General features: G+C 70.2%; 22 protein-coding genes and 1 pseudogene. 3 read left to right on the forward strand and 20 right to left on the reverse strand.

Translation table 11 applies throughout. From position 1 onward, the window contains the following. Positions 1-37: 37 nt before the first annotated feature. The 11 genes from ACFXAZ_RS25235 to ACFXAZ_RS25285 all read right to left on the reverse strand — a co-directional run bounded on the left by ACFXAZ_RS25235 (position 38) and on the right by ACFXAZ_RS25285 (position 10212). Positions 38-973 carry a diacylglycerol kinase gene (locus ACFXAZ_RS25235; protein ID WP_384595482.1) on the reverse strand — a complete coding sequence of 312 codons (936 nt, stop codon included), beginning with the start codon at positions 971-973 and terminating at the stop codon, positions 38-40. Positions 974-1016: 43 nt separating this feature from the next. After that, a complete protein-coding gene (gene tatC / locus ACFXAZ_RS25240) occupies positions 1017-1967 on the reverse strand; it encodes a twin-arginine translocase subunit TatC (RefSeq protein WP_384595485.1) in 951 nt (316 codons plus the stop codon). A 47-nt stretch (positions 1968-2014) separates the two neighbouring features. Continuing rightward, a complete protein-coding gene (tatA, locus tag ACFXAZ_RS25245; RefSeq protein WP_384595488.1) occupies positions 2015-2302 on the reverse strand; it encodes a Sec-independent protein translocase subunit TatA in 288 nt (95 codons plus the stop codon). A 313-nt stretch (positions 2303-2615) separates the two neighbouring features. Then, positions 2616-2810 (reverse strand): hypothetical protein, encoded by a 195-nt coding sequence (locus ACFXAZ_RS25250; protein ID WP_384595491.1) that lies wholly within the window; start codon positions 2808-2810, stop codon positions 2616-2618. Positions 2811-2906: 96 nt separating this feature from the next. Beyond that, positions 2907-3200 carry a hypothetical protein gene (locus ACFXAZ_RS25255; protein WP_384595494.1) on the reverse strand — a complete coding sequence of 98 codons (294 nt, stop codon included), beginning with the start codon at positions 3198-3200 and terminating at the stop codon, positions 2907-2909. A 449-nt stretch (positions 3201-3649) separates the two neighbouring features. After that, entirely contained in the window at positions 3650-4801 is a 1152-nt protein-coding gene (locus ACFXAZ_RS25260; RefSeq protein WP_384595497.1) for a helix-turn-helix transcriptional regulator, read from the reverse strand. A 27-nt stretch (positions 4802-4828) separates the two neighbouring features. Beyond that, positions 4829-5782 (reverse strand): helix-turn-helix transcriptional regulator, encoded by a 954-nt coding sequence (locus tag ACFXAZ_RS25265; RefSeq protein ID WP_384595500.1) that lies wholly within the window; start codon positions 5780-5782, stop codon positions 4829-4831. Positions 5783-5969: 187 nt separating this feature from the next. Then, on the reverse strand, positions 5970-6341 hold the full coding sequence (locus ACFXAZ_RS25270) for an FKBP-type peptidyl-prolyl cis-trans isomerase (RefSeq protein ID WP_384595503.1): 372 nt from the start codon (positions 6339-6341) through the stop codon (positions 5970-5972). A 108-nt stretch (positions 6342-6449) separates the two neighbouring features. After that, positions 6450-7454, reverse strand: a complete 1005-nt coding sequence (locus ACFXAZ_RS25275; protein ID WP_384595506.1) for an FKBP-type peptidyl-prolyl cis-trans isomerase — start codon at positions 7452-7454, stop codon at positions 6450-6452. A gap of 127 nt (positions 7455-7581) precedes the next feature. Beyond that, a complete protein-coding gene (gene pafA / locus ACFXAZ_RS25280; protein WP_382687883.1) occupies positions 7582-8943 on the reverse strand; it encodes a Pup--protein ligase in 1362 nt (453 codons plus the stop codon). Positions 8944-8952: 9 nt separating this feature from the next. Further along, entirely contained in the window at positions 8953-10212 is a 1260-nt protein-coding gene (locus ACFXAZ_RS25285; RefSeq protein ID WP_384595509.1) for an MFS transporter, read from the reverse strand. Positions 10213-10336: 124 nt separating this feature from the next. Between ACFXAZ_RS25285 and ACFXAZ_RS25290 the strand changes: the two genes are divergently transcribed. Continuing rightward, positions 10337-11353 carry a LacI family DNA-binding transcriptional regulator gene (locus ACFXAZ_RS25290; protein WP_384595512.1) on the forward strand — a complete coding sequence of 339 codons (1017 nt, stop codon included), beginning with the start codon at positions 10337-10339 and terminating at the stop codon, positions 11351-11353. Between the two features lie 81 nt (positions 11354-11434). Here ACFXAZ_RS25290 and prcA read toward each other — a convergent pair whose 3' ends face one another. The 9 genes from prcA to ACFXAZ_RS25335 all read right to left on the reverse strand — a co-directional run bounded on the left by prcA (position 11435) and on the right by ACFXAZ_RS25335 (position 22132). Continuing rightward, positions 11435-12256 (reverse strand): proteasome subunit alpha, encoded by an 822-nt coding sequence (prcA, locus tag ACFXAZ_RS25295; RefSeq protein WP_384595515.1) that lies wholly within the window; start codon positions 12254-12256, stop codon positions 11435-11437. Between the two features lie 71 nt (positions 12257-12327). Next, positions 12328-13173: a proteasome subunit beta gene (gene prcB, locus ACFXAZ_RS25300; RefSeq protein ID WP_384595518.1), complete on the reverse strand. Its 846-nt coding sequence runs from the start codon at positions 13171-13173 to the stop codon at positions 12328-12330. Continuing rightward, positions 13125-13730 (reverse strand): endonuclease VII domain-containing protein, encoded by a 606-nt coding sequence (locus ACFXAZ_RS25305; RefSeq protein ID WP_384595521.1) that lies wholly within the window; start codon positions 13728-13730, stop codon positions 13125-13127. Before ACFXAZ_RS25305 ends, prcB begins: the two co-directional genes overlap by 49 nt. 51 nt (positions 13731-13781) lie before the next feature. Then, on the reverse strand, positions 13782-14000 hold the full coding sequence (locus tag ACFXAZ_RS25310) for a ubiquitin-like protein Pup (RefSeq protein WP_384595524.1): 219 nt from the start codon (positions 13998-14000) through the stop codon (positions 13782-13784). A 180-nt stretch (positions 14001-14180) separates the two neighbouring features. Beyond that, positions 14181-15692, reverse strand: a complete 1512-nt coding sequence (gene dop, locus ACFXAZ_RS25315) for a depupylase/deamidase Dop (protein WP_384595527.1) — start codon at positions 15690-15692, stop codon at positions 14181-14183. A gap of 244 nt (positions 15693-15936) precedes the next feature. After that, positions 15937-17703, reverse strand: coding sequence for a proteasome ATPase (gene arc / locus ACFXAZ_RS25320; protein ID WP_382687905.1), 1767 nt, complete (start codon positions 17701-17703; stop codon positions 15937-15939). A gap of 582 nt (positions 17704-18285) precedes the next feature. After that, on the reverse strand, positions 18286-18867 hold the full coding sequence (locus ACFXAZ_RS25325) for a hypothetical protein (RefSeq protein ID WP_384595530.1): 582 nt from the start codon (positions 18865-18867) through the stop codon (positions 18286-18288). A 491-nt stretch (positions 18868-19358) separates the two neighbouring features. Further along, on the reverse strand, positions 19359-20264 hold the full coding sequence (locus ACFXAZ_RS25330; RefSeq protein WP_384595533.1) for a tRNA (adenine-N1)-methyltransferase: 906 nt from the start codon (positions 20262-20264) through the stop codon (positions 19359-19361). Between the two features lie 74 nt (positions 20265-20338). After that, positions 20339-22132, reverse strand: coding sequence for a site-2 protease family protein (locus ACFXAZ_RS25335; RefSeq protein WP_384595536.1), 1794 nt, complete (start codon positions 22130-22132; stop codon positions 20339-20341). 173 nt (positions 22133-22305) lie between these two features. Between ACFXAZ_RS25335 and ACFXAZ_RS25340 the strand changes: the two are divergent. Then, positions 22306-23241, forward strand: a pseudogene (locus tag ACFXAZ_RS25340) (RecB family exonuclease); the annotation flags it as partial. Positions 23242-23601: 360 nt separating this feature from the next. Continuing rightward, entirely contained in the window at positions 23602-24273 is a 672-nt protein-coding gene (locus ACFXAZ_RS25345; protein WP_384595539.1) for a response regulator, read from the forward strand. The last annotated feature ends 33 nt before the right edge of the window (positions 24274-24306 follow it).

Below are 24306 nucleotides of genomic sequence, written 5' to 3' on the forward strand. Positions count from 1 at the left end.
TCCCGGCCCCCCGCTCCGCCGCCGGGATCGGCGCAGCTCAGGGCGCGGCGACCCGTACGGCGGCGGGGACACAGCGCGCGGTCAGCGGCAGCGGCCCGAGCGGTTCGCCGTCGGCGTACCCGGTGAGCCCCCGCGCCACGATCTCGACCGTCGCGGCCCGCACCACACTGACCTTCGGATGCCCGACATGCGTCCCCCGGTACACCTTCGGGAACACCCTCACCAGCGTCCGCCGACTGCAATCCCCCACCACGGTGATGTCGAACAGCCCGTCGCCGAGATCAGCACCGGGACAGATCCGCATCCCGCCCCCGTACGAGGACCCGTTGCCGACCGCGACGAGCGTGGCCTCGATCTCGCGCACCGCTCCGCCGTCGAGCGTGATCCGGTACGGCAGCGGGCGGAACGCGGCGAGTTCGGCGAGCATCGCCAGGTCGTACTTGAGCCGCCCGGCGGGCCACCGCATCCGGTTGCCGCGGTCGTTGACCCGTGAGTCGAAGCCGGTCGCCAGGACGGTCGCGAACCAGCGGTCCCCGACCCGGCCGAGGTCGATCTCCCGGAGCCGGGGGGCCTTGAGCCGGGCGGCGATCAGCCGCCCCGCCGCGGCCGGGTCGCGCAGGGGCAGCCCGAGGGCGCGGGCGAGATCGTTGCCGGTACCGGCGGCGACCAGACCGAGCGGCGTCGGGGTGCCGGCGACGGCCTGGAGCGCGAGATGTGCCATGCCGTCGCCGCCGACGGCGACCAGCGCGCCGGTGCCCGCCGCGACGGCCGCCCGCGCGCGGGCCAGCGCGTCCGGGGCGTCCCGGCCGAGGACCGTACGCACCGAGAATCCGGCGGCCCGCAACGCGGAAGCGGCCGGCCGCGCCGCGTGGGCGCCCCGGCCGCGACCTGCGGTGGGATTCACGAAGAGGGTTATCTCGCCGATGTCACTGCTCTCGCCGATCTCGCCGGTGTCGCTGATCTCACTGGTCATCCCGCAAACCCTATGAGGACCCCACGGGCGCCCGGGTGGGTCCTCAGGTCACGTCGTCATAACCGTTGACCCGGTCCGAGGACGCCTGCTCGGGCAGCGCGCGCGCAGCCGGCACGGTTTCCACCTCGCCGATCGCCTCGGGGGTGAGATCGAGGTCGGAAGCTTCGTCGTCGGCGGGGCCCGCGGCCTCGCGGCGGCGCCTGCGGCGGTCATTGAACAGCGAGACGATCACGGCCACGAAGTACAGGACCCAGATCGGCCCGGCCAGCCCCATCATGGTCAGCGGGTCGGTGCTGGGCGTGGCGATCGCGGCGAAGACCGTGATGCCCATGATCATGGCCCGCCACCAGCCGAGCATCCGGCGGCCGGTGATCGCCCCGGTGAAGTTCAGCATGATCAGCAGCAGCGGCAGTTCGAAGGAGAGGCCGAAGACGATGACCATACGGGTCACGAGGTCGAGCAGATCGTCCAGCGGCAGCAGGTTGTCCACACCGAACGGGGTGAACTCGATCAGCACCTTGGCGGTGGTGGGCAGCAGCTTGTAGGCGAAGAAGGCGCCGCCGAGGAAGAGCGGGAAGCCGGTGGCGACGAACGCGTAGGCGTACTTCTTCTCGTGCCGGTGCAGTCCCGGCGCGACGAACGCCCACAGCTGGTACAGCCAGACCGGCGAGGCCAGCACCACACCGGCCATCAGGGACACCTTCAGCGCCAGCGTGAACGGCGTCAGCAGACCGTTGATGGTGATCTGCGCGCACGGCTCGCTCGTGTCCTGCGCCCGCGCCAGTTGCTCGAAGGTCTGCGAGCAGCCGACCGATTCGAGGATCGGGTCGGTGAAGAAGTTGATGATGTCGTTGTAGAAGAAGGCGGCGACCAACGTGACGAGGACGATGGCGAGCAGCGCCTTCGCGAGCCGGTTGCGGAGCTCACGCAGGTGTTCCGCGAGGGGCATCCGCCCCTCGGGATCCTTCTCCTTGTTGCGGGCAGGCTTCAGCAACCCACGTTCCCATCTCGTGCGGCGGGCCGGAGGTCACCGGCCCATGATCAGCGCTTGGTCGAGTCCGTCGGCTCGGTGACCGGGCGGGAGCTGGTCACATCGCCGGGCGACGCCTGGATGATGCGCTGAGCCGGGCCCTGCTCGTCCGTCTTGGGCGGGTCGGCGGGGGCGGCGGTCTTGCTGCCGTCGTCCTTCATCGCCTTGGCCTCGCTCTTGAGGATGCGCGCGGACTTGCCGAGCGAACGAGCCATGTCCGGAAGCTTCTTCGCGCCGAACAGCAGGATGATGACGACGAGGATGAGAATGATCTCGGGGGCTCCGAGCCTTCCGAACATAAGTCTTTACCTTCTCACCGAGGCGGCTGGGTGGGTGCTGTCCAGCCGGTCGGACAAGAGTCCGATCAGCCGTGCGACAGCGATCGTAACGCTCAGGGGTAAACGCCGAGCAATCCCTGTGCGTACTCCGTACTCCCAATCCGCGGTCCGCGCCTCGTCTCCGGGCCGCGATCAGCAGCGTACCTGCCGGATACGGCCGGATGACAGGGCGAAGGGGCCCAAATCACGTGCGGCGCGGGGCTCCGTACTGGTCCCACCGCGCAGCCGCCCCTGTCCCGCGAACCCTGATCCACAGTGGATCCACAGCTCGCGTTCACAGCGAATCCGCAGATCGCGCGGTGCTCACCGATGCCCGTTCCAGCTCCTCGGCGGCCCGGTTGATCCGGGTCGCCGCCTCCGTGACCTGGCGCCCCAGCCCTTCGGCCGCCAGGAAAACCCGGACCGCGAGCACACCGAGCACCATGATCCCCAGGAAACCCACGCCTACCGCGAACATCGGCCAGAACATGGGCCAGAGCCTAGACCGTCTCGGGTGCGGGGGTGCACGCCGGTCGGGGCGGGACCGCGCGTCCGGGCGGGATCGCGAAGAAGCCCGGGCGGGACCTCAGTGCGCCGAGTGCAGTCTCAGCGTGCTGACCCCGCCGCCGGTGAGCAGCTGCACGATCCGCTCGCCGGCCGGCTTGCGCACCAGCGTCTCGCACTGTGGACACGTGAAGGAGTAGAACGTGGTGCGGCTGGTGGCGCCGATGGCCAGCCGCAGCGCGTTCGCGCCCAGTTCGAAGCTGCCCCGGCAGTCCGGGCAGCCCGCCCGGAACACCACGGGAGCCACACTTCTCATCCCGGCGAACGCGGCGGCGACCGTCATGTCCCGCGCACCGGACGACACCGTCTCACTCACAGCGCCAGCTCCTCTTCCCTCGCTCGTTCACCCCGGACGCCCCGGCCGGTGCCGGGTTCCCTCGCCCGCGTGTTGCCCGCATGTCGTACGTGTGGTCCTCGGCGCTCGTGGCCGGGGGTTCGGGTGGGCCCTGCCGGAGGCCCGGGCGGGTTCCGCCGGGTGCCCGGGGCCCGCGTGGGCTGCGTCCCGAGACGGGTGCCGTCCGGCCGGAGCCGGGGCGGGCCGCCTACTCGGGTAGGCAGCGATCAGGTCTCCGGCCGCTCCCTGGCAGCGTCTGGCGCGACCACGCCGGTACGGGCCGCACCGGCACCAAGGTGGTCGCCCTCGCGGCTCACGCCGTCCGGTGGTCCGAACCGCCGCCCGGTCTCTCGTCCGGACCGTCACCGACGGCATCGGACTCACCCGGCACACCCGAGGCACTCACCACACCCAACGTCCGGTCTCCCGGATCAGCGTGGCCCGTCGGATCCAGCTGACCCATCCGACCCATCCGACCCAGCCCACCCCATCCGATCCGCCTGATCTGTCCGGCCCGTCCGACCCGACTGCCCCGCCTGACTCCCCCCGCCCGACTGACCATCCCGGCCCGTCCGGCCCGTCCCCTCCGTGTAGTCCGCCTCGACGCCGTCATACGCCGCCAGCGCCTCGCGGGCCGCCTGGCGGGCGCTGGTGGCCAGCTCGCGGGGGGCCACGATGCGGCCGTCGGCGCCCAGGCGCAGGGCCAGGCGTCTGAGGGAGGCCGGGTCGGGGGTGCGCAGGGTGATACGGAGGCCGCCGTCGGGCAGTTCGTCCGCGCTGTCGTGGGGGTAGTACTCGGCGACCCAGCGCCCGCCCGGGCCGACCTCCACCACGACCTCGGGATCCTCGGCGGCGGGCTGCACCAGCCCCTCCGACAGATCCCGCAGCTCGACCTCGGGCGGCGCGGACGGCTCGTCCAGGACCCGGATCTCGGCGACCCGGTCCAGCCGGAAGGTGCGCCGGGCCTCGGAGCGGCGGCACCAGGCCTCCACATAGGTGTGCCCCACGCTGACCAGGCGGATCGGGTCGATCTCGCGCTCGGTCAGCTCATCACGGGCCGGTGAGTAGTAGCGGATCCACAGCCGGCGGCGCTCGGAGATCGCCCGGTCCACATCGGCGAAGACCCCGCCCTCGGACTCGAAGGTCACCGACAGCCGGGAACTGGCCCCGGCCGTCTCCCCGGCGGCGGTCTCCACCTTGGCGGTGGCCCGCAGCAGCGCCTGCCGGTCGCCCTCACGCAGCCCGGGCAGCGTCGACACGGCCCGCGCGGCGACCAGCAGCGCGGTCGCCTCGTCGGCGGCCAGCCGCAGCGGCTCGGCGGCCTCCGCCCCCAGCGCGGCCGGATTGTGCCACCAGATCCGCTCGCCGTCGGTGTCGATGTCGAGCAGATCCCCGCCCCGGAAGCTGGTCCCGCACATGGGCAGCACATCGAGATCGGAGACCAGCTCGTCCTCGGTGATCCCGAAGGCGCGCGCCACGTCCTCGATCCGCGCCCCGGGCCGCTCCCGCAGATAGGTCACCAGGGAGAGCATCCGCCGGGTCTGGTCGATGGCGTTCACAGGCCTGATCGGTTTGCCGGCCACAGTCCCCACTTCGTCGTCCGCCGTCCCTCAGCCCTTGGCCACGGCACGCAGCCGGTCCAGCACATCGGCCCGCAGCTCCGACGGCTCCAGGACCACCACATCGGGCCCGAACTCCACCAGCCAGGCATCCAGTCCATGCCCGTACGGAACGTCCAACTCGTCCCAGCCGTCGCCGAGTTCCCGGACCATGGTGGCCTTCGCCCGCAAGGGGTACCCGGAGCCCGAGCGCAGCCGGATCCGGGCGCTGCGGTCGGCGGTCTCCCCGGCCCAGCCGGCGACCGTCTCGCGCACGGTGACCACATCGGGGACGGGCACCGAGAACCGCCCGCCGCGCGAGCGCACCTTCCCGGTGATCCGCGACAGCCTGAACACCCGCTCGGCGCCCCGGTCCCGGTCGAACCCGGCCAGATACCAGTGCCCGCGCCAGCACTCCAAGGCCCAGGGCTCGACCGTACGGGTCTCGGGGTGCGCGGCGGTGGCCTTGCGGTACTCGAAGGCGACCGGGCGCCGGTCGCGGCAGGCCAGCATCAGCGGCTCGAACGCCGCCTCGTGCACCGGGATCCGGGGTTCGAGGGCGCTGTGGGTCTCGTAGGGGTCGACGTCCTCGGGCAGTCCGGCGGCGCGCAGCTTCTGGAGCGCGCCGCTCGCGGCACCGGCCAGCCGGGCCTGCTGCCACACCTTGGCGGCCAGCCCGAGCGCGGCGGCCTCCTCGGCGTCGAGGGTGATGGGCGGCAGCCGGTTGCTGTCCCGGCGGGCGAGATAGCCGACCTCGCCGTCCAGGTTCTCCACGGTCTCGATGACCAGGCCCAGTTCGCGCAGATCGTCCTTGTCCCGCTCGAACATGCGATTGAAGGAGTCGTCGCTGCCCGCTTCGAGATAGGCCTCGATGGACTCCCGCAGCTCACGCTTGCTGAGCGGTCGCCGGGTCCCGAGCAGACACAGCGCGAGGTTCATCAACCGCTCGGCCTTGGCAATGGCCATCGACGCCCTTCGCCTTCCCTATGGTGCTTAGACCGATGACCGTACCGTTCCACAGTACGGTCACAAAAGCCGAGGGCCCATGCCCGCACAGGCATGGACCCCAGCTGATCGAGTCCGGTCCGGTCCCGAACGCGATACGCGCGAGAACCGGACCGGAATCAGAACGCCTCGACGTTCCGTACGACGATCAGACCTTGACCAGGTCGCAGACGAAGATCAGCGTCTCGCCCGGCTTGATCCGGCCACCGGCACCCCGGTCGCCGTACGCCAGATGCGGCGGGATGACCAGCTGACGCCGGCCGCCGACCTTCATGCCCTGCACACCCTGGTCCCAGCCGGTGATGACCTGGCCGACACCGAGCTGGAAGCTCAGCGGCGTACCCCGGTTCCAGGACGCGTCGAACTCCTCACCACTGGAGAAGGCAACACCCACGTAGTGCACGGAGACGGTGTCGCCCGCCTTCGCCTCCGGGCCGTCGCCCTCCCAGATGTCCTTGATCTCAAGGTTCGCCGGGGGCTCGCCGCCCGGGAAGTCGACCTCGGGCTTGTCGATGCTCACGTCTCGCTCCTGCGTCTTCTGCGGATAGTGCAACGCGACCAGTGTTTCATCCCGGCCGCGCGCGGGCGCGGGCAGCGGGCCCCGCCCTGCGCCGGACGTGCGCCCCGCCTACATTTTCGCCAGGATGTCCACCGAGAAGACCAGCGTGGAGTCCTTCGCGATGCCGCTGCCCTCCGGCGGCTGGTCCCCGTACCCCAGCGCCGGCGGGACCACGATCAGGACCCTGCTGCCCACCTTCTTGCCGGTCAGGCCCTGCGACCAGCCCTTGACGACCTGCTGGAGCGAGAACGACGTCAGCGCGTCACGGCTGTAGCTGGAGTCGAACTCCTTGCCCGTGTCCCACAGCACACCCTTGTACTGCACCAGCACGGAATCCTCCGCCGCCAGCTCCACCCCGTCACCCTCGATGACATAGTTCGCCACCAGATCGGTGGGCGGATCCGACTTGGGGACCGTGATCGCCGGAGCCTTGCCGTCCGTGTTGGTACCGACCTTCGGCAGATCCACATTGTCCTGGGCGACATCCGTGCCCTTGGCGGAACTCTTCGAGTTGTACGCGTTCTGGATGTCCACCACGAACACCAGCGTGTCCGTGCCCTTGATCCCCGCCTGCTCATTGCCCGACGTGCCGTACCCCCAGGTCGGCGGCACGGACATCTCCACCCGGCTGCCCGCCTTCTTGCCCGCCAGCGCATACCGCCAGCCGTCGATGATGGAACCCGCCGCGAGCTGGATCACCAGCGGAGCACCCCGGTCGTAGGAGTTGTCGAAGACCGTCGCCGTGTCCCAGATCTGACCCAGGTAGTTCGCCTGGACGTAGTCGTTCTCCGCGACCGTGGTACCACCGCCCGCGATCACCGTCTTCACCGCGAGCTGGTCCGACGGCTCCCCGCTGCCCTTGGCGACCGTCGGCTTCTCATCGAACTTCGTGCCCGCCGTGATCGCCGGCAACGGACCGTCCACGATCTTCGGCGGCGGCGGCGCCGACGACGAAGCCGACGCGGACGGCGACGCACTGCCACTGGCGTTGCCGGAGTCGGAGCCGTCGTCCCCGCACCCGGCGAGAGTGACCAGGCCGGCGGGAACGGCGATGAGAACAGAGCGACGGCGCACGGTGGGGGCCTCGTAATCGATCGATCTTGTCGGTTGGGTGCGCGCAACTCTACGGCGTGAGAAGGGCGCCGTACGAGAAACGTACGGCGCCCGTGTGGCGTTCCGGCGATCATCCGGAACGGGGCACTCACATACCGGCGATCAGCTTCTCCACCCGGTCGTCCACCGAACGGAACGGGTCCTTGCACAACACCGTGCGCTGCGCCTGGTCATTGAGCTTCAGATGCACCCAGTCGACCGTGAAGTCCCGGCGCTGCTCCTGCGCCCTGCGGATGAAGTCACCCCGCAGCCGGGCCCGAGTGGTCTGCGGGGGCACGGACTTGCCCTCGAAGATCTTCAGGTCGTTGCAGATCCGCGCGGCCTGCCCCCTGCGCTCCAGCAAGTAGTACAAGCCCCTGCGGCGGTGGATGTCGTGGTAGGCGAGGTCTATCTGCGCCACGCGCGGATGCGACATCGTCATGTTGTTCTTGGCCCGGTACCGCTCGATGAGCTTGTACTTCATCACCCAGTCGATCTCGGTACCGATCCGGTCCAGATCCTCGGCCTCGATCGCGTCGAGCGTACGGCCCCACAGCTCCAGCACCTGCTCGACCGTACCGGTGCGGATGCCCCGGCGCTCACAGAAGTCCACGGCCTTCTCGAAGTACTCGCGCTGCACCTCCAGCGCGGACGCCTCCCGGCCGCTGGCCAGCCGCACCTTGCGACGGCCCGTGATGTCATGGCTCACCTCACGGATCGCCCGGATCGGGTTCTCCAGCGTGAGATCACGCATCACCGTGCCCGCCTCGATCATGCGCAGCACCAGATCGGTGGCCCCGACCTTGAGCAGCATGGTCGTCTCGGACATGTTGGAGTCACCCACGATGACATGCAGCCGCCGATAACGCTCGGCGTCCGCGTGCGGCTCGTCCCGGGTGTTGATGATGGGCCGGGAGCGGGTCGTCGCCGAGGAGACGCCCTCCCAGATGTGCTCGGCACGCTGACTGACGCAGTACACGGCACCGCGCGGCGTCTGGAGCACCTTGCCCGCACCGCACAGCAACTGCCTCGTGACGAGGAACGGAATCAGAATGTCCGCGAGCCGGGAGAACTCCCCGTGCCGGGCCACCAGATAGTTCTCATGGCAGCCGTAGGAGTTTCCCGCCGAATCGGTGTTGTTCTTGAAGAGGTAGACGTCGCCCGCGATTCCTTCCTCGTGCAGGCGTCGTTCGGCGTCCACCAGGAGTCCTTCGAGAATGCGCTCGCCGGCCTTGTCGTGAGTGACCAGTTCGGTCAGGTTGTCACATTCGGGTGTCGCGTATTCCGGATGTGACCCGACGTCGAGATAGAGCCGGGCGCCGTTGCGCAGAAAGACATTGCTGCTTCGGCCCCATGACACGACACGGCGGAAGAGGTACCGCGCCACCTCGTCAGGAGACAGACGCCGCTGTCCCCTGAACGTGCACGTGACGCCGTACTCGTTCTCCAGCCCGAAAATGCGGCGGTCCATGACTGAACATTACGCCCGATCACCCGAACTGAAACGGGGATCGGGGGCACGGTTCAGATCATTTTCCGAAGAAGCCGCAATCACCGCTTCCCGCACAGGAGCTGCGAGGACCCGCCCCATGGCCACCAGGACCAGCAAAGACACGGCCCCCGACACCGCCGGAACCGCGAACCCCCACCGGGCCCCACCCCACTCCACCACCGGCCCCGCCAGCCCCGTACCCACCGACGCCCCCACCGTGAACGTCGTCACCAGCCACGAGAACGCCTCCGTCACCGTCCCCGCCGGAGCGTGCCGGTCCACGATCACGAACGCACACGCCAGCGCCGGCGCCAGAAACAGCCCCGCAACCGCCGTCAGCACCGTCATCGCCACCGGACCCGGAATCAGCATCAACGGCACATACCCCACCGCCAGCAACGCCACCAGCACCCGCAACCGCCGCTCCGGCACCCCCGTCCACCGCCGCGCCCCGTACACCGCGCCACCCACCAGCGCACCCAGCCCGACGCCCGCCATCAGCCACCCGTACACCACATCACCGCCACGGTCGTCCGCGTACGACACCGCCGCCACCGTGATCGAACCCAGCGCCACACCGACGAACAAGAACGCCCCCAGCAGCACCAGCAGCCCCGGCGAACGCAGCGCCCCCAGCCAGTGCGCCTCCCGGGGCGCCGAACGCCACGCGCGCGAAGGCGCCGACACGGCCACCGACAGCGCCCCCAGCACCCCGACCACGTTCAGCACCACCAGCGCCGCCGGCGCCGACCACAGCGCCACACACACCGTGACCAGCAGCGGGCCGACCGTGAACAGCACCTCCTGCGCCACCGCGTCCATCGCGTACGCCGTGTGCACCTGCCCGTCCTTGCGCAGCACCGACGGCCACAGCGCCCGCAGACCGCCCTCCAGCGGCGGCGTGAACAGCCCCGCCGCCGCGACGGCCGCATGGGCGAGCACCAGCGGACCGGTGCCCGCGAACGCGAACACCGCCATGGCGGCGGCCGAGGCGAGCACCGCGGGCAACTGCACACGCGGCTGCCCGTACAGATCCACCAGCCGGCCCAGCAGCGGCTGCCCGACCGCGTTCGCCACGCCGTACACCGCCGCCAGCGCCCCCGCCAGGCTGTAGGAACCGCCCTCCGCGCGGACGAACAGCACGATCGCGATCGGCGCGGTGGCGTTCGGCAGCCGCCCCACCAGCGTGCCCACGAGCAGCCGGGCGGCGTGTCTCGTCCTGAGGATCTCCAGGTAACCCGTGGCCATCGCGCACGCCCTTCCGGCCGAAGTGTTACGTATAACGTCTGAGGTCATACGTACCATGAGCGCTGACCGGACGTCCACACAGCCGGACGCCCGCACAGGCCCACGCAGAAGGAGCAGACGCACGGTGGCACACGGCAGCACCCGCCCCACCAGCCGGGACGTCGCCCAGACCGCAGGCGTCTCCCAAGCCGCCGTCTCCCTCGTCCTCGGCGACAAATGGCGCGGCCGGGTCTCCGAAACCACAGCCGAACGCGTCCGCGAAGCCGCCCGCACCCTCGGCTACCGCCCCAACCTCGCCGCCCGCAACCTCCGCCTCGGCCGCACCCGCACGATCCTCCTGGTCGTCCCCGCACTCACCACCGAATTCTTCGCCGGCGTCTACACCGGCGCCGCCCGCATCGCCGCCCACCACGGCTTCGGCGTCGTCCTCTACCCCTCCCCCGAAGGCATCGGACCCGCCCGCTCCCCCTTCGCCTCCGCACAGGCCGCCCTCGACGGCGTCCTCGCCTCCTCCATGGCCGCCGACGCCCTCACCGCCATCCGCGGCGACCAGCTCCCCCTCGTCATGCTCGACAGCGACCCCCACGGCAGCCTCGGCGCCGCCACCGTCAACCTCGACATCGCCGACGGCGTCCGCCAGCTCACCGACCACCTCACCGGCCTCGGCCACCGCCACCTCCTGCACCTCGCGGCCGACATCGCCTCCTGGACCTTCGAGGTACGCGCCCGCGAACTCACCACCCGCCTCGCCACCGTCCCCGGCGCGACCGTACGCACCGCCCGCGCACCCATCGCCATCGACGCCGCCCGCGACGCCGCCGAGGCCGCCCTCACCGCCCCCGGCCCCCGCCCCACCGCCGTCATCTGCGACGACGACAAACTCGCCGCCGGCGTCTACAAAGCCGCCCGCCGCCTCGGCCTGGCCATCCCCGACGACCTCTCCGTCACCGGCCTGGACGACCTCGCCCTCGCCACCGCCCTCGACCCCGAACTCACCACCGTCCGCCTCGACGCCGAACTCTTCGGCGAACGCGGCATGCAAGCCCTCCTGGCCGTCCTGGACGGCCGCGAGCCCCACGGCGGGGACATCCCCGTACACCTCGTCGTCCGGGGCTCCACCGCGCCACCACACACCTCCTGACACACCTGTGCCCCGACCGGACGGCCGGGGCACAGACAAGCAAAGGCAGGGCGAGCAAGGTGGGCGGAGTGAGCGTGATGGCTACTCGTCGCCGGACCCGGCGGACTCCCCGGAACCAGAACCAGAACCGGAACTTGAACCGGAATCGGAACCCGAACCGGACGACTCGCCGTCCGCGTCCCCGTCCTCCACCGCTGGCGCCTCGCCGCCCTCCAGCAGACGCACCAGCTGGCTCCCGACGATCCGCCGGAACTTCCGCTTCTGCGGACGCGTCCGGTCCAGCACCGCGACCTCCAGCCGCTCCGCCGGAATCTCCCGCTGACTCCCATTGGACTCACGCGACAGCGCCTGGACCGCCAGCTTCAACGCCGCGGCCAAAGACATCCCGTCCTCATGCCGCTGATCGAGGTAATTACTGATCAGCTCGGCATTCCCGCCCACCGCGACCGAACCGTGCTCATCCACGATCGAACCATCATGCGGCAGCCGATAAATCTGGTCACCCTCCGGAGTCACCCCCACCTCGGCGACCACCAGCTCCACCTCGTACGGCTTCTCCGCCGCACTGGAGAAGATCGTCCCCAGCGTCTGCGCGTACACGTTCGCCAGACCACGGGCCGTGACATCGTCCCGGTCGTACGTGTACCCCCGCAGATCCGCGTACCGCACACCACCGATCCGCAGATTCTCGTACTCGTTGTACTTACCGGCCGCGGCGAACCCGATCCGGTCATAGATCTCGCTGAACTTGTGCAGCGCACGGGACGGGTTCTCACCGACGAACACGATGCCGTCGGCGAACTGCAACACGACGAGGCTGCGGCCCCGGGCAATGCCCTTACGGGCGTACTCCGCCCGGTCGGCCATGGCCTGCTGAGGTGAGACATAGAACGGCGTCGACACCGGTTATCCGTCCCTTTCTGTGGAAGTCACTCGATCACCCGGACACAAGAGGCACACGACACACGCCCCGGCTACAGCAACGCGGCCCGCGGACCGTCAGGCTGCTCCAGCCGCCGCTCCAGCACCGAACGGGCGATCCCCGCCGACTCCACCTCGCCCAGCCGGCGGAAACCGTCATCGGTGATCACGGTGACGATCGGATAGATCCGGCGGGCCACATCGGGACCACCCGTCGCCGAATCGTCGTCCGCCGCGTCGTACAGCGCCTGCACCACGAGGGTGATCGCCTGTTCCTCGTTCAGATCGTCACGGAACAGCTTCTTCATCGCGCCCCGCGCGAAGATCGAACCCGAACCGGTGGAGGCATAACCCTGCTCCTCCGAACGGCCACCGGTGACGTCGTACGAGAAGATCCGGCCCTTGCCCCGATCCACGTCATACCCGGCGAACAACGGCACCACCGCCAGCCCCTGCATCGCCATGCCCAGATTCGAGCGGATCATCGTCGACAGCCGGTTCGCCTTGCCCTCCAGCGACAGCTGCGCGCCCTCGACCTTCTCGAAATGCTCCAGCTCCAACTGGAAGAGCTTGACCATCTCCACGGCCAGACCCGCCGTACCGGCGATCCCCACCGCCGAGTACTCATCGGCCGGGAACACCTTCTCGATGTCCCGCTGCGCGATCACATTCCCCATGGTCGCCCGGCGGTCACCGGCCAGCACGACACCACCCGGGAACGTCACGGCCACGATCGTCGTGCCGTGCGGCGCCTCGATCGCGCCCTGCACCGGGGGCAGCCTGCGGTTCCCCGGCAGCATCTCGGGCTGGTGGTCCGAGAGAAAGTCCACGAACGAGGCCGACCCAGGCGTCAGGAAGGCAGCCGGTAGACGCCCGGTGCTACGAGTGTTGGCTTCCACGAGGTTCCTTCCAGATAGACGGCAGCCCGACGTACAGCGTCGGGATCGTCTCCCAACTTGCCGATGGCCGAATTGCAGTTGAAGCACAGTACGCCACGGACCCTACCCGTCTGGTGGCAGTGATCCACATGAACGGCCGGAGCCTTCAGACAGATCACACACAGCCCCATCTGAGAGGCGACCATCTCGTCCCGCTCGGCCTCGGTGAGACCGTACTGACGCTTGAGGTGCCCGGCGCGGCCTTCGCCTGCTCGGCACGTCTTGCAGCGCGTGGAGAGTCCGTCCGAAGCAGTCGCGTTGCGGTGCCACTCGCTCCAGGGCTTGACCTCACCGCACCGACGACAGAGCTTGTGCCCTTCGGGCACCTCCACCCTCTCGCGGACGGCCTTCCCCATGGCCTCCCGGCGCCGCCGGTAGTGCGCGGCGCTGTACTCCGCCACACACTCCCGGCAATGCGCCTGGAGACCATCACGCCTGTTCCGATCTCGTGCGAACGCCGCAGGAGGCAAGTCCCGCCTGCACTTCCTGCACCACTTCGCGCCCGGTTCCTCGGCCATTCCCGCCTCCCCCGCCATTTTCAATTCGAAGGCGAAATGGCCAATTCGCCCCTACTCCCCACCTTTTTGCACGAAGGAGCGCACGAAATCCTCGGCGTTTTCTTCGAGTACGTCATCGATTTCGTCGAGGACGGAGTCCACGTCATCGCTCAGCTTTTCGTGTCGCTCCTTGAGGTCCTCGGCAGCCTGGGTCTCCGCTGCCTGCTCCTCGACCTCTTCCGTGGAGCGCGTCGCCTTCTGCTGTCCGCCGCCGGTGTCCTTGGTCGCCATCACCCTCACCCCGCTCGGTTCGCCCGACAAATTCGGCATTGCTGCCGATCGGTCATGATCAGACCCTACTCGCCAGGTCTGACAATGGCCCCGCAGTTGTTCCAACGTACGGGGACCACCTCGATGATTCCCGGGCGCGGGACTTCCCACCCAGTGGGAACGGCCCGCCCGGGGTCGCTGTCAGCCGCCGGAAAGCACCCTGACCAGGTCTTCTGCGGTCCGGCAGCGGTCGAGTAGTTCCTTGACGTGATTACGCGTTCCGCGAAGCGGTTCGAGGGTTGGGACCCGCTGGAGGGAGTCCCGGCCCGGCAGATCGAAGATCACGGAGTCCCAGGAGGCGGCGGCGACGTCGTCGGCGTACTGCTCCAGGCAGCGCCCGCGGAAATAGGCGCGGGTGTCCTCCGGGGGCTTGCTCACGGCCCGCTCGACCTCGGCCTCGTCCAGCAGCCGTTTCATCCGGCCGCGGGCCGCCAAACGGTTGTAGAGGCCCTTCTCGGGGCGCACGTCGGCGTACTGGAGGTCGACGAGCTGGAGCCGGGCGGCGTCCCATTCGAGGCCGTCGCGGCGGCGGTAGCCCTCCATCAGCTCGCGCTTGGCGACCCAGTCCAGTTCGCCCGAGAGGCTCATGGGGTCGTTCTCCAGGCGGTTGAGCGTGTCTTCCCAGCGGGCCAGGACGTCCTTGGTCTGGTCGTCGACGTCGGCGCCGTGGCGTTCCTCGACGTATTTGCGGGACAGCTCGTAGTACTCCATCTGGAGTTGTACGGCGGTCAGGGTCCGGCCGCTGCGGAGGGTGACGAGGCGCTTGAGGGTGGGGTCGTGGGAGACCTGGTGGAGGGTGCGGACGGGCTGGTCGACGGCGAGGTCCACGGCGATGAAGCCGTCCTCGATCATGGACAGGACCAGGGCGGTCGTGCCGAGCTTGAGGTAGGTGGAGATCTCGGAGAGGTTCGCGTCGCCGATGATCACGTGGAGCCGGCGGTATTTCTCGGCGTCGGCGTGGGGCTCGTCGCGGGTGTTGATGATGGGCCGTTTGAGGGTGGTCTCCAGGCCGACCTCGACTTCGAAGTAGTCGGCGCGCTGGCTGAGCTGGAAGCCGTGGTCATGGCCGTCCTGGCCGATGCCGACGCGGCCGGCGCCGGTGAAGACCTGGCGGGAGACGAAGAAGGGGGTGAGGTGGCGCACGATGTCCGAGAAGGGGGTTTCCCGCTTCATCAGGTAGTTCTCGTGCGTGCCGTAGGAGGCGCCTTTGTTGTCGGTGTTGTTCTTGTAGAGGTGGATGGGCTGGGCGCCGGGGAGCTGGGCGGCGCGCTCGGCGGCCTCGGCCATGATGCGTTCGCCGGCCTTGTCCCACAGGACGGCGTCGCGGGGGTTGGTGACCTCGGGGGAGCTGTATTCGGGGTGGGCGTGGTCGACGTAGAGCCGGGCTCCGTTGGTGAGGATGACGTTGGCGAGGCCGATGTCCTCGTCGGTGAGCTGGCTGGCGTCGGCGGATTCGCGGGCGAGGTCGAAGCCCCGGGCGTCGCGGAGCGGGTTCTCCTCCTCGAAGTCCCAGCGGGCCCGGCGGGCCCGGTGCATCGCCGCCGCGTAGGCGTTCACGATCTGGGACGAGGTGAGCATGGCATTGGCATTGGGGTGGCCGGGGACGGAGATCCCGTATTCCGTCTCGATGCCCATTACTCGCCGTACGGTCATGCGGCCCTCCTTGCCCGGCGGCACCCTCGGTCGTGGGGGCCGCTCAAGTACCGCTGGTGCTCCGGTGCGTGTGCGGTGCCCGTCCCCGCACTGCGCGACCCGGCGGTACGGAAGAGCCTAGAACGGCTTTGCGCTGGTGGGGAGATCATTTGCGTCATTGCCTTGCTCCAGCCGTGGCCTGTTCGTGGCCGGAAAAACAGTTGGCTGCGGGTACCCGGTGAGGGGACCCGCAGCCGCCCTGCCTTTACAGGTACTGTCCGGTGTTGGCCACCGTGTCGATGGAGCGGCCGGTGTCGGCGCCCTGCTTTCCGGTGATGAGGGTACGGATGTAGACGATCCGTTCGCCCTTCTTTCCGGAGATGCGGGCCCAGTCGTCCGGGTTGGTGGTGTTGGGGAGGTCCTCGTTCTCCTTGAACTCGTCCACGCATGCCTGGAGGAGGTGGGAGACGCGGAGGCCCTTCTGGTTGTGCTCCAGGAAGTCCTTGATCGCCATTTTCTTGGCGCGGCCCACGATGTTTTCGATCATGGCGCCGGAATTGAAGTCCTTGAAGTAGAGGACTTCCTTGTCGCCGTTGGCGTAGGTGACTTCCAGGAAGCGATTTTCCTCGGATTCTGCGTACATGTGTTCCACGGCCGTCTGGATCATGCTTTCGACGGTGCCGCTCCTGGAGTCGCCGTGCTCGGCGAGGTCGTCGCCGTGCAGGGGGAGGCGCTCCGTGAGGTATTTGCCGAAGATGTCCTGGGCCGCTTCGGCGTCGGGTCGCTCGATCTTGATTTTCACATCGAGTCGGCCGGGCCGCAGAATGGCGGGGTCGATCATGTCCTCGCGGTTGGAGGCGCCGATCACGACCACGTTCTGGAGGCCCTCGACGCCGTCGATCTCGGCGAGGAGCTGGGGGACGATGGTGTTCTCGACGTCGGAGCTGACGCCGGAGCCGCGGGTGCGGAAGAGGGATTCCATCTCGTCGAAGAAGACGATGACGGGGGTGCCCTCGCTGGCCTTCTCGCGGGCGCGCTGGAAGATCAGGCGGATCTGCCGCTCGGTCTCGCCGACGTACTTGTTGAGCAGCTCGGGGCCCTTGATGTTGAGGAAGAAGCTCTTGCCGGCGGCCTGGCCGGTGACCTCGGCGACCTTCTTGGCCAGCGAGTTGGCGACGGCCTTGGCGATGAGCGTCTTGCCGCATCCGGGGGGTCCGTAGAGGAGGACTCCCTTGGGCGGACGCAGTTCGTGCTCCCTGAACAGGTCGGGGTAGAGGTAGGGGAGCTCGACGGCGTCGCGGATGGCCTCGATCTGGTTGCCGAGGCCGCCGATGGCCTCGTAGCCGATGTCGGGGACCTCTTCGAGGACGAGTTCTTCGACCTCGCTCTTGGGGACGACCTCGTAGACGTAGCCGGAGCGGGGTTCGAGCAGGAGGGCGTCGCCGGGGCGGATGGTGACGTCCAGCAGGGGCTCGGCGAGCCGTACCACCCGTTCCTCGTCGGTGTGCCCGGTGACCAGGGCGCGCTCGCCGTCCTCAAGGATTTCCTTGAGGGTGACGATGTCCCCGACGCGCTCGTACGCCATGGCCTCGACCACGTTGAGCGCTTCGTTGAGCATGACTTCCTGGCCGCGCCGCATGTCGTCGAGTTCGACGCTGGGGCTGACGTTCACGCGGAGTTTGCGTCCTCCGGTGAAGATGTCGGCGGTGCCGTCCTCGTTGGACTGCAGGAAGACACCGAAGCCGGCCGGCGGCTGTGCGAGCCGGTCGACCTCCTCCTTGAGGGCCACGATCTGGTCGCGGGCCTCTCGGAGGGTGTTGGCCAGTCGCTCGTTCTGGGCGGACACGCCGGCCAGGTTCGTCTGTAGCTCGACGATCCGCTCTTCGAGAATCCTCGTGTGTCGCGGAGAGTCGGCGAGCTTGCGCCGCAGGACGGCGATCTCCTGCTCAAGGTAGGCAATCTGCCCTGCCGGGTCGTCGGACCCGCGTCCTGGGCGGATGCCGCGGTTCATGTCGTCGTCGTGGGCTGCCACGGTCCTCACCTCCTCCAAGGGGAGCTGGACGCTTCCAGACCCTACCTGGGTGGGTGTCGATTGAAACCCCTAGATCACAAAGACTGTCAAGGTGTGTCGTCGGTCACCCTGCGCTCTCCCTCACGCCGTCTGGATACCCACCTAACGCTATTCAGAAGCGGCCTGTTCCGAGGGAGGAGGTGTCAAATTCCTCCGTGGCTGGCTGGAGTTGCCCGCGGGGAGGGCCGGACTGCCTGCGTCGGGGCGGTTTCGGGGGCCTGTCGGGGTGGTCCGCGCGGGTGGTGGAGCACGGTGGGAGGGGGGTGGTGGCGCGCGCGGGAGCCTGCCCGGCGAGTGGTCACGGAGAGTGTTCACGCGGCGGGTGGGGGCTTGGGGTTCGTGGGGGTTTCGTACGGGCCGGATGACCTTGGTGGCGGTCAGGGGGCGGGGGGGGGCCGATGGAGGGGCTGGCACCCACGGTGGCGATCGGTTACTGATAGTGATGGTTGGGTGCGGTTGCTCCGACCAGGTCACGCGGCGGGTGCGGGCCGGGTCCGGCGGGGGTGCGCGCCCGGTGGGGGCCGCCGCTTGTCCGGTGGGGGCTCAGACGCTGCGGGCGCCGGCGGACTCCTGGCGGAGGAACGATCCGTCTTTCCACTGCCAGGTCGGATGTTCGGTGATGTCCGGGCAGCAGGTGGGTACGTCGGAGGACGAGTAGCCGAGGAGGGTGGCCTGGACCGCTCCGTCGCGCAGGGCGAGTTCCTGGACGGTGGTGCGGTCCTTGGGGTCGACGAGGGTGGCGACCAGACGGGGCGTGGTGGCGTCCGTGCTCTGGGTGAGGACGTAGACCCCGTCGGGGGGTGTGCTCATCGCCGCGTCGCAGTGGACGACGGCGACCGTCTCGGGGCGGTCGTCGCCGTCGAGGTCGCCGGTGGCTTCGCGGACCACGATGGCGTCGACGGGGCCGCAGTCGATCGGGAAGGCGACGCCCTCGGTGGACGGGGGCGCGGCGGCCGGGGCGGCGCTGGGCGCGCGGTCGCCGGGCTGGGCGGCGGTGGCCGCGTCGGGCTGCGCCACGGAGGAGAGGGCGACGACACCGGCGAGGGCGGTCGCGGTGGCGAGCCAGTGGATGGGGCGGGTGTGTGCGTGTGCCTGGGCCAGTTCCGGGACGGCGGAATGCTGCACTAGGAGTGTCTCCTGTGAGGGCTGTGCCGGTGGGGGTGGCCAGCATGGTGCCACACGGCACGGTGTGGGGGAACGGCGGGGTGGGCGGTGGGTGGTGCGGAGCTGATGGAGGGTCGGTGCGGAGCTGGTTCGCGGTGGGTGTGGAGAGCTGACGGATGGTCGGCTGCGGTCTGATGGGGGGCGGTTGGGGGCGAGCGGGGGGCGGTGGTTCCGGTGGGCGGCCCGGTGCCGCTGGGTGAACGAAAGCGGGGGGCGCGCGCGGGAGGCCCAGGGGGGGGGGGGCAGCGCGCGCGCGGGGGGGGGGGGGGGGGGGGGGGGGGGGGGGCGGGGGGCGGGGGCCCCCCCCCCCCCCCCGGGGGGGGGGGGGGCGGGGGGGGGGGGCGCGCGGGGGGCGGCCCGCGAGGGCGTTGGAGAGGGTGTGGGCGGGTGCCGGGGCGGGCCGGTGGAGGCGCGGTGGTCGCGGCTCGGTCGGTTTTCCGGCCCCGGGCGGGTCAGCGGTCGCCCATGCCTCCGTCGGCGTTGGGGCCGGTGTAGTCGTCGCCGTAGGCGCCCTTGGCGGGGCGGCGGCGGCGCATGGGGGGTTCGACGCCGTCGGCGAGGCGGCGGGCGGTGAGGAGGAAGCCGGTGTGGCCGATCATCCGGTGGTCCGGGCGGACGGCGAGGCCCTCGATGTGCCAGTTGCGGATCATCGACTCCCAGGCGGTGGGCTCGTTGAAGGAGCCGATCTCGCGGATGGACTCGACGGTCCGGGCGAGCTGGGTGGTGGTGGCGACGTAGCAGCAGAGGATGCCGCCGGGGACGAGTGCCTTGGAGACGGCGTCGAGGCATTCCCAGGGGGCGAGCATGTCGAGGATGACGCGGTCGACGTCGGTGTCGGAGAGGTTGTCCTGGAGGTCGCCGACGGTGAGCTGCCAGGCGGGGTGGCGGCCGCCGAAGTAGCGTTCGACGTTCTGCCGGGCGATGTCGGCGAAGTCGGCGCGGCGCTCGTAGGAGTGGAGCATGCCCTGGTCGCCGATGGCGCGGAGCAGGAAGCTGCTGAGTGAGCCGGAGCCGACGCCGGCCTCCACGACGCGGGCGCCGGTGAAGATGTCGGCGAAGGCGAGGATCTGCCCCGCGTCCTTCGGGTAGACGACGGCTGCCCCGCGGGGCATGGACAGGACATAGTCGGGGAGCAGGGGGCGCAGCGCGAGGTAGGCGACGTTTCCGGTGGTGCGGACAACGCTGCCCTCGGGTGCGCCGATCAGTTCGTCGTGCGGGAAGGAGCCCTTGTGGGTGTGGAAGTTCTTCCCGGCTTCGAGCGTGAACGTGTAGTGGCGGCCCTTGGGGTCGGTCAGCTGTACCTGGTCCCCGACCTTGAAGGGCCCGCGCCTGCGGGCGGCACCGGTCGGTTCGGACATGTGAACAGCCTACCGGCACCGGGCGGGGCCGCCGACCACGGCCACCGCACAGGCGTGCGAATGGGTCGGGGCTGTCAGGAGGGGCGGGCCATGGCTTTGACGAAGGCCCGTTCCACGTCGGCGGCGGAGAGCACGCCGTAGATCTCGCCGGTGTCCTCGACGACGAGGTATTCGGTCGCGGGGGTGGCGCGGAGCACTTCGAGGAGGTCCTCACCGGCGAGTTCGGCGGAGACGCGCATGCCGTCGGTGAGGTCCTGGGCGAGGCCGCTGACCGGGACCCAGGGGCGGCGGTGTTCGGGTACGCCGACGATGGCGGCCTCGCGGACCAGGGAGACGGGGTGGCCGTCGCCGTCGACGACGACCAGTGCGCGGGCGCCGGAGGCGTTGGCGCGGCGCAGGGCCTCGGAGAGCGGGGTGTCGCTCTGGACCGGGACGGCGCGGCGGGTCAGGGCGCGGGCGCGCAGCTCGGGCAGGTGTTCACGCAGCCGGGCGACGCGCAGGCTGTTGCCGGCGCCGGTCCAGATGATGGCGGCGAGGATCGCGGCGAGCAGGGCGTCCATGACGGTGTCCATGCCGACGTTGTCGGCGGCGCTGCTGCCGAGGAGGCCGGACTGGGTGAGCAGTGGCAGGCCGATGAGGACGGCGACGGCGAGCGCGCGGCCGACCCAGGCGGCGGCGACGGTGCCGCTCATCGGGCGGCCGGTGATCTTCCAGACGACGGCGCGGAGCATTCGGCCGCCGTCGAGGGGGAGGCCGGGCAGGAGGTTGAAGGCGGCCACGATGAGGTTGGAGATCATCAGGCCGGCGAGGAGCACGCCGGGGACGGTGCCGGGTTCGACGAGTTGCATGGCGAGGTAGAAGACGCCGCCGAGGACGAGCGAGAGCAGGGGGCCGACGAAGGCGAGGACGAATTCCCGGCCGGGGGTCTCGGCCTCTTTCTCGATCTCGGAGACGCCGCCGAAGAACTGGAGCTGGATGCGGCGTACCGGGAGTTTGTAGCGGATCGCGGCGACCGTGTGGGCCAGTTCGTGGACGAGTACGGAGGCGTAGAAGGCGACGGCGAAGAAGAGGGCGACGAGGTAGCGGGCGGCGCCCAGCTCGGGCAGTACGCGGTCGAGCTGTCCGCCGAAGACCCAGGTGATGAGCGCGGCGACCAGGAACCAGCTGGGGGCGACGTAGACGGGTACTCCGAAGGGGCGCCCCATGAGGAGGCCGCCGCCGGGGTCCTTGGGGCGCTTCGGGGGCTGTGTCCTGGCCATGCCGGAGTGGGCGAGGGGGCGGTCGGGGTGGGTGTCGTGGCCGTCGTGGGGGTGGGGGGTGGGTTTGGGCGGCGGGGTGGACGGGGTGTGGGCGAGCGGGGGGCCGTGGCTCTCGGGTGGTTTGGGGGGCTCGGGTGTCTTGGAGAGCCTTGCCGGTGCGGGGGTGTCTGTGGGGGTGGCGGCGGGGGGTGCGGGTTCGGCCCGCTGGTCGGTGCGGTCCGTGCCGTTGTCCGTGCTGCCGGTGGCGTCCGTGGGTGTGGCCGTCGGGGTGGTGGCGGCGGCGTCCGGATCGGGGGCGTCGGGAGCGGGAACGTCCGGCTCGGCGTGGGTTTCGGCGATGTCCGTTTCGGGGGCTTCCGTTTCGGGGGCGCCCGACTTAGGGGCTTCCGGCTCGGGGGCTTCCGGCTCGGGGGCTTCCGGCTCGGGGGTGGACTCGGCGTTGTCGGACCGGCCGGTCCCGTTGTCCGGGCGCTTGTCGCGGTCCGGGTCCGGGCTGGGGGTCGGGTGGGGGCGCGGGCGGTCGGCAGAGGGATCCGTCGGCGCCGTGGGGCGCTCGGTCGACTCGTCGTTCTGCGACCGCGGCTGCCGGCTCCCGCCGCTCTCGTCCACGCTGTCCCCTCGTTCGACGCGTCTTCCGCTCCTGCCGGGCGGAAGGGTATGGGGTCGATGGTATGCGTCCGTCAGGGCGAAGGACGCCCCGGCACCCCTTCAGTTTCCCCTCCTGCCCCTCCCGTGACGAGCGGGGTGGGTCACTGTCAGTGGCGGGCCGTAGGGTCTGTGGCATGGAGAGCAGCGGCGGGGTCGGGGCCCCGGGGCCCGGGAGTGGTGCGGTCGAGGCGGTGGCGCCCGGCGTGGGCGAGGTGACGGACGGTGCGGTGCGGGCGGCGGGACCGGTCGGGACGGCGCCGGGGTCGTTGTCGCCGTCGCGGGCCAGTGACTTCATGCAGTGCCCGTTGCTGTACCGGTTCCGGGTGATCGACCGGCTGCCGGAGAAGCCGTCGGAGGCGGCGACGCGGGGGACGCTGGTGCACGCGGTGCTTGAGCGGCTGTTCGACGCGCCGGCCGGGGAGCGTACGGCGCCGCGGGCGAAGTCGCTGGTCCCCGGGCAGTGGGACCGGTTGCGGGAGAGCCGGCCGGAGCTGGCCGAGCTGTTCGCGCAGGATCCGCAGGGCGAGCGGCTGTCGCGGTGGCTGGGTGAGGCGGAGCGGCTGGTGGAGCGGTGGTTCTCGCTGGAGGATCCGACGCGGCTGGAGCCGGCGGAGCGCGAGCTGTTCGTGGAGACCGAGCTGGAGTCGGGGCTGCGGCTGCGCGGGATCATCGACCGGGTGGACGTGGCGCCGACGGGTGAGGTGCGGATCGTCGACTACAAGACGGGCAAGGCACCACGGCCGGAGTACGCGGAGGGCGCGCTGTTCCAGATGAACTTCTACGCGCTGGTGGTGTGGCGGCTGAAGAAGATCGTGCCGCGGCGGCTCCAGCTGGTGTATCTGGGCAGCGGGGATGTCCTGACCTACGATCCGGTGCTCGCCGATCTGGAGCGGGTGGAGCGCAAGCTGCTGGCGCTGTGGGAGGCGATCCGGCTGGCGACGGAGACGGGTGACTGGCGGCCCCGGCCGACCAAGCTGTGCGGCTGGTGCGATCACCAGGCGGTGTGCCCGGAGTTCGGGGGGACTCCCCCGCCGTATCCGCTGCCGGTGAAGGGTGCGGGGGCCGTGGCGGGTGCGGTTCCGGTCGGCGCGCGGCCGGAGCCGATTTCCGCCGGTGGGGACGCCGGGGCCGTGCCGGATGCGGCTCCGGCTGGGTCTCTGCCGGTGCCGGTTTCCGTCGGTGGGGGCGCCGGGACCGTACCGATCACCGCCCCGGGCGGCGCCCAGCCGGAGCCGATTCCCGCCGGCGGGGACGCCGGGACTGCGCCGATCACCACCCCGGCCGACGCCGGTTCCCGCCGGTGAGGGTGGCCCGTCCGGTGTGGCTGCCGGGGTGGGCTCGGCCGTGGGCGGGGTGGTGCCGGTGAGGGGGGACGGGGGCGGGCCGGGTGAGCAGGGCAGAATGGGATCGGACTAGCGAAGGAGAGTGACGTGGCCATCCGTGTCCTACTGGTCGATGACCAGCCGCTGCTGCGCACGGGTTTCCGGATGATTCTGGAGGCCGAGCAGGACATCGCGGTCGTCGGCGAGGCCGGGGACGGTCTCCAGGCCCTCGATCAGGTGCGTGCCCTCCAGCCCGATGTGGTGCTGATGGACATCCGTATGCCCCGGATGGACGGTGTGGAGGCGACGCGCCAGATCACCGGTCCGGAGCGGGACGGTCCGGCGAAGGTGCTGGTGCTGACGACGTTCGATCTCGATGAGTATGTGGTGGAGGCGCTGCGGGCGGGGGCGAGCGGTTTTCTGCTGAAGGACGCGCCCGCGCATGAGCTGGTGCAGGCGATCCGGGTGGTGGCGGCCGGTGAGGCGATGCTGGCGCCGAGCATCACGCGCCGGCTGCTGGACAAGTACGCCACGCATCTGCCGTCGGGTGACGAGCCGGTGCCAGACACGCTGCACACGCTGACCGACCGCGAGGTGGAGGTGCTGAAGCTGGTGGCGCGCGGGCTGTCCAACGCGGAGATCGCGGCCGATCTGTTCGTCAGTGAGACCACGGTCAAGACGCATGTGGGGCATGTGCTGACCAAGCTGGGGCTGCGTGACCGGGTGCAGGCCGCGGTGTACGCGTACGAGAGCGGGTTGGTGCGGCCGGGCGCGCAGTAGCCCGTGTGACGGACAGCATCAGGGCGCCCCTTC

This window comes from Streptomyces sp. NPDC059477 (assembly GCF_042749375.1).
Taxonomy (GTDB): domain Bacteria; phylum Actinomycetota; class Actinomycetes; order Streptomycetales; family Streptomycetaceae; genus Streptomyces.

Excerpts from the sequence above, each read along its gene's own strand:
- ACFXAZ_RS25235 (WP_384595482.1), bottom strand. The coding sequence starts at position 973 with ATGACCAGTGAGATCAGCGACACCGGCGAGATCGGCGAGAGCAGTGAC.
- tatA (WP_384595488.1), bottom strand. The coding sequence starts at position 2,302 with ATGTTCGGAAGGCTCGGAGCCCCCGAGATCATTCTCATCCTCGTCGTC.
- ACFXAZ_RS25250 (WP_384595491.1), bottom strand. The coding sequence starts at position 2,810 with ATGTTCTGGCCGATGTTCGCGGTAGGCGTGGGTTTCCTGGGGATCATG.
- ACFXAZ_RS25265 (WP_384595500.1), bottom strand. The coding sequence starts at position 5,782 with ATGGCCATTGCCAAGGCCGAGCGGTTGATGAACCTCGCGCTGTGTCTG.
- pafA (WP_382687883.1), bottom strand. The coding sequence starts at position 8,943 with ATGGACCGCCGCATTTTCGGGCTGGAGAACGAGTACGGCGTCACGTGC.
- ACFXAZ_RS25285 (WP_384595509.1), bottom strand. The coding sequence starts at position 10,212 with ATGGCCACGGGTTACCTGGAGATCCTCAGGACGAGACACGCCGCCCGG.
- ACFXAZ_RS25305 (WP_384595521.1), bottom strand. The coding sequence starts at position 13,730 with ATGGCCGAGGAACCGGGCGCGAAGTGGTGCAGGAAGTGCAGGCGGGAC.
- ACFXAZ_RS25310 (WP_384595524.1), bottom strand. The coding sequence starts at position 14,000 with ATGGCGACCAAGGACACCGGCGGCGGACAGCAGAAGGCGACGCGCTCC.
- dop (WP_384595527.1), bottom strand. The coding sequence starts at position 15,692 with ATGACCGTACGGCGAGTAATGGGCATCGAGACGGAATACGGGATCTCC.
- ACFXAZ_RS25330 (WP_384595533.1), bottom strand. The coding sequence starts at position 20,264 with ATGTCCGAACCGACCGGTGCCGCCCGCAGGCGCGGGCCCTTCAAGGTC.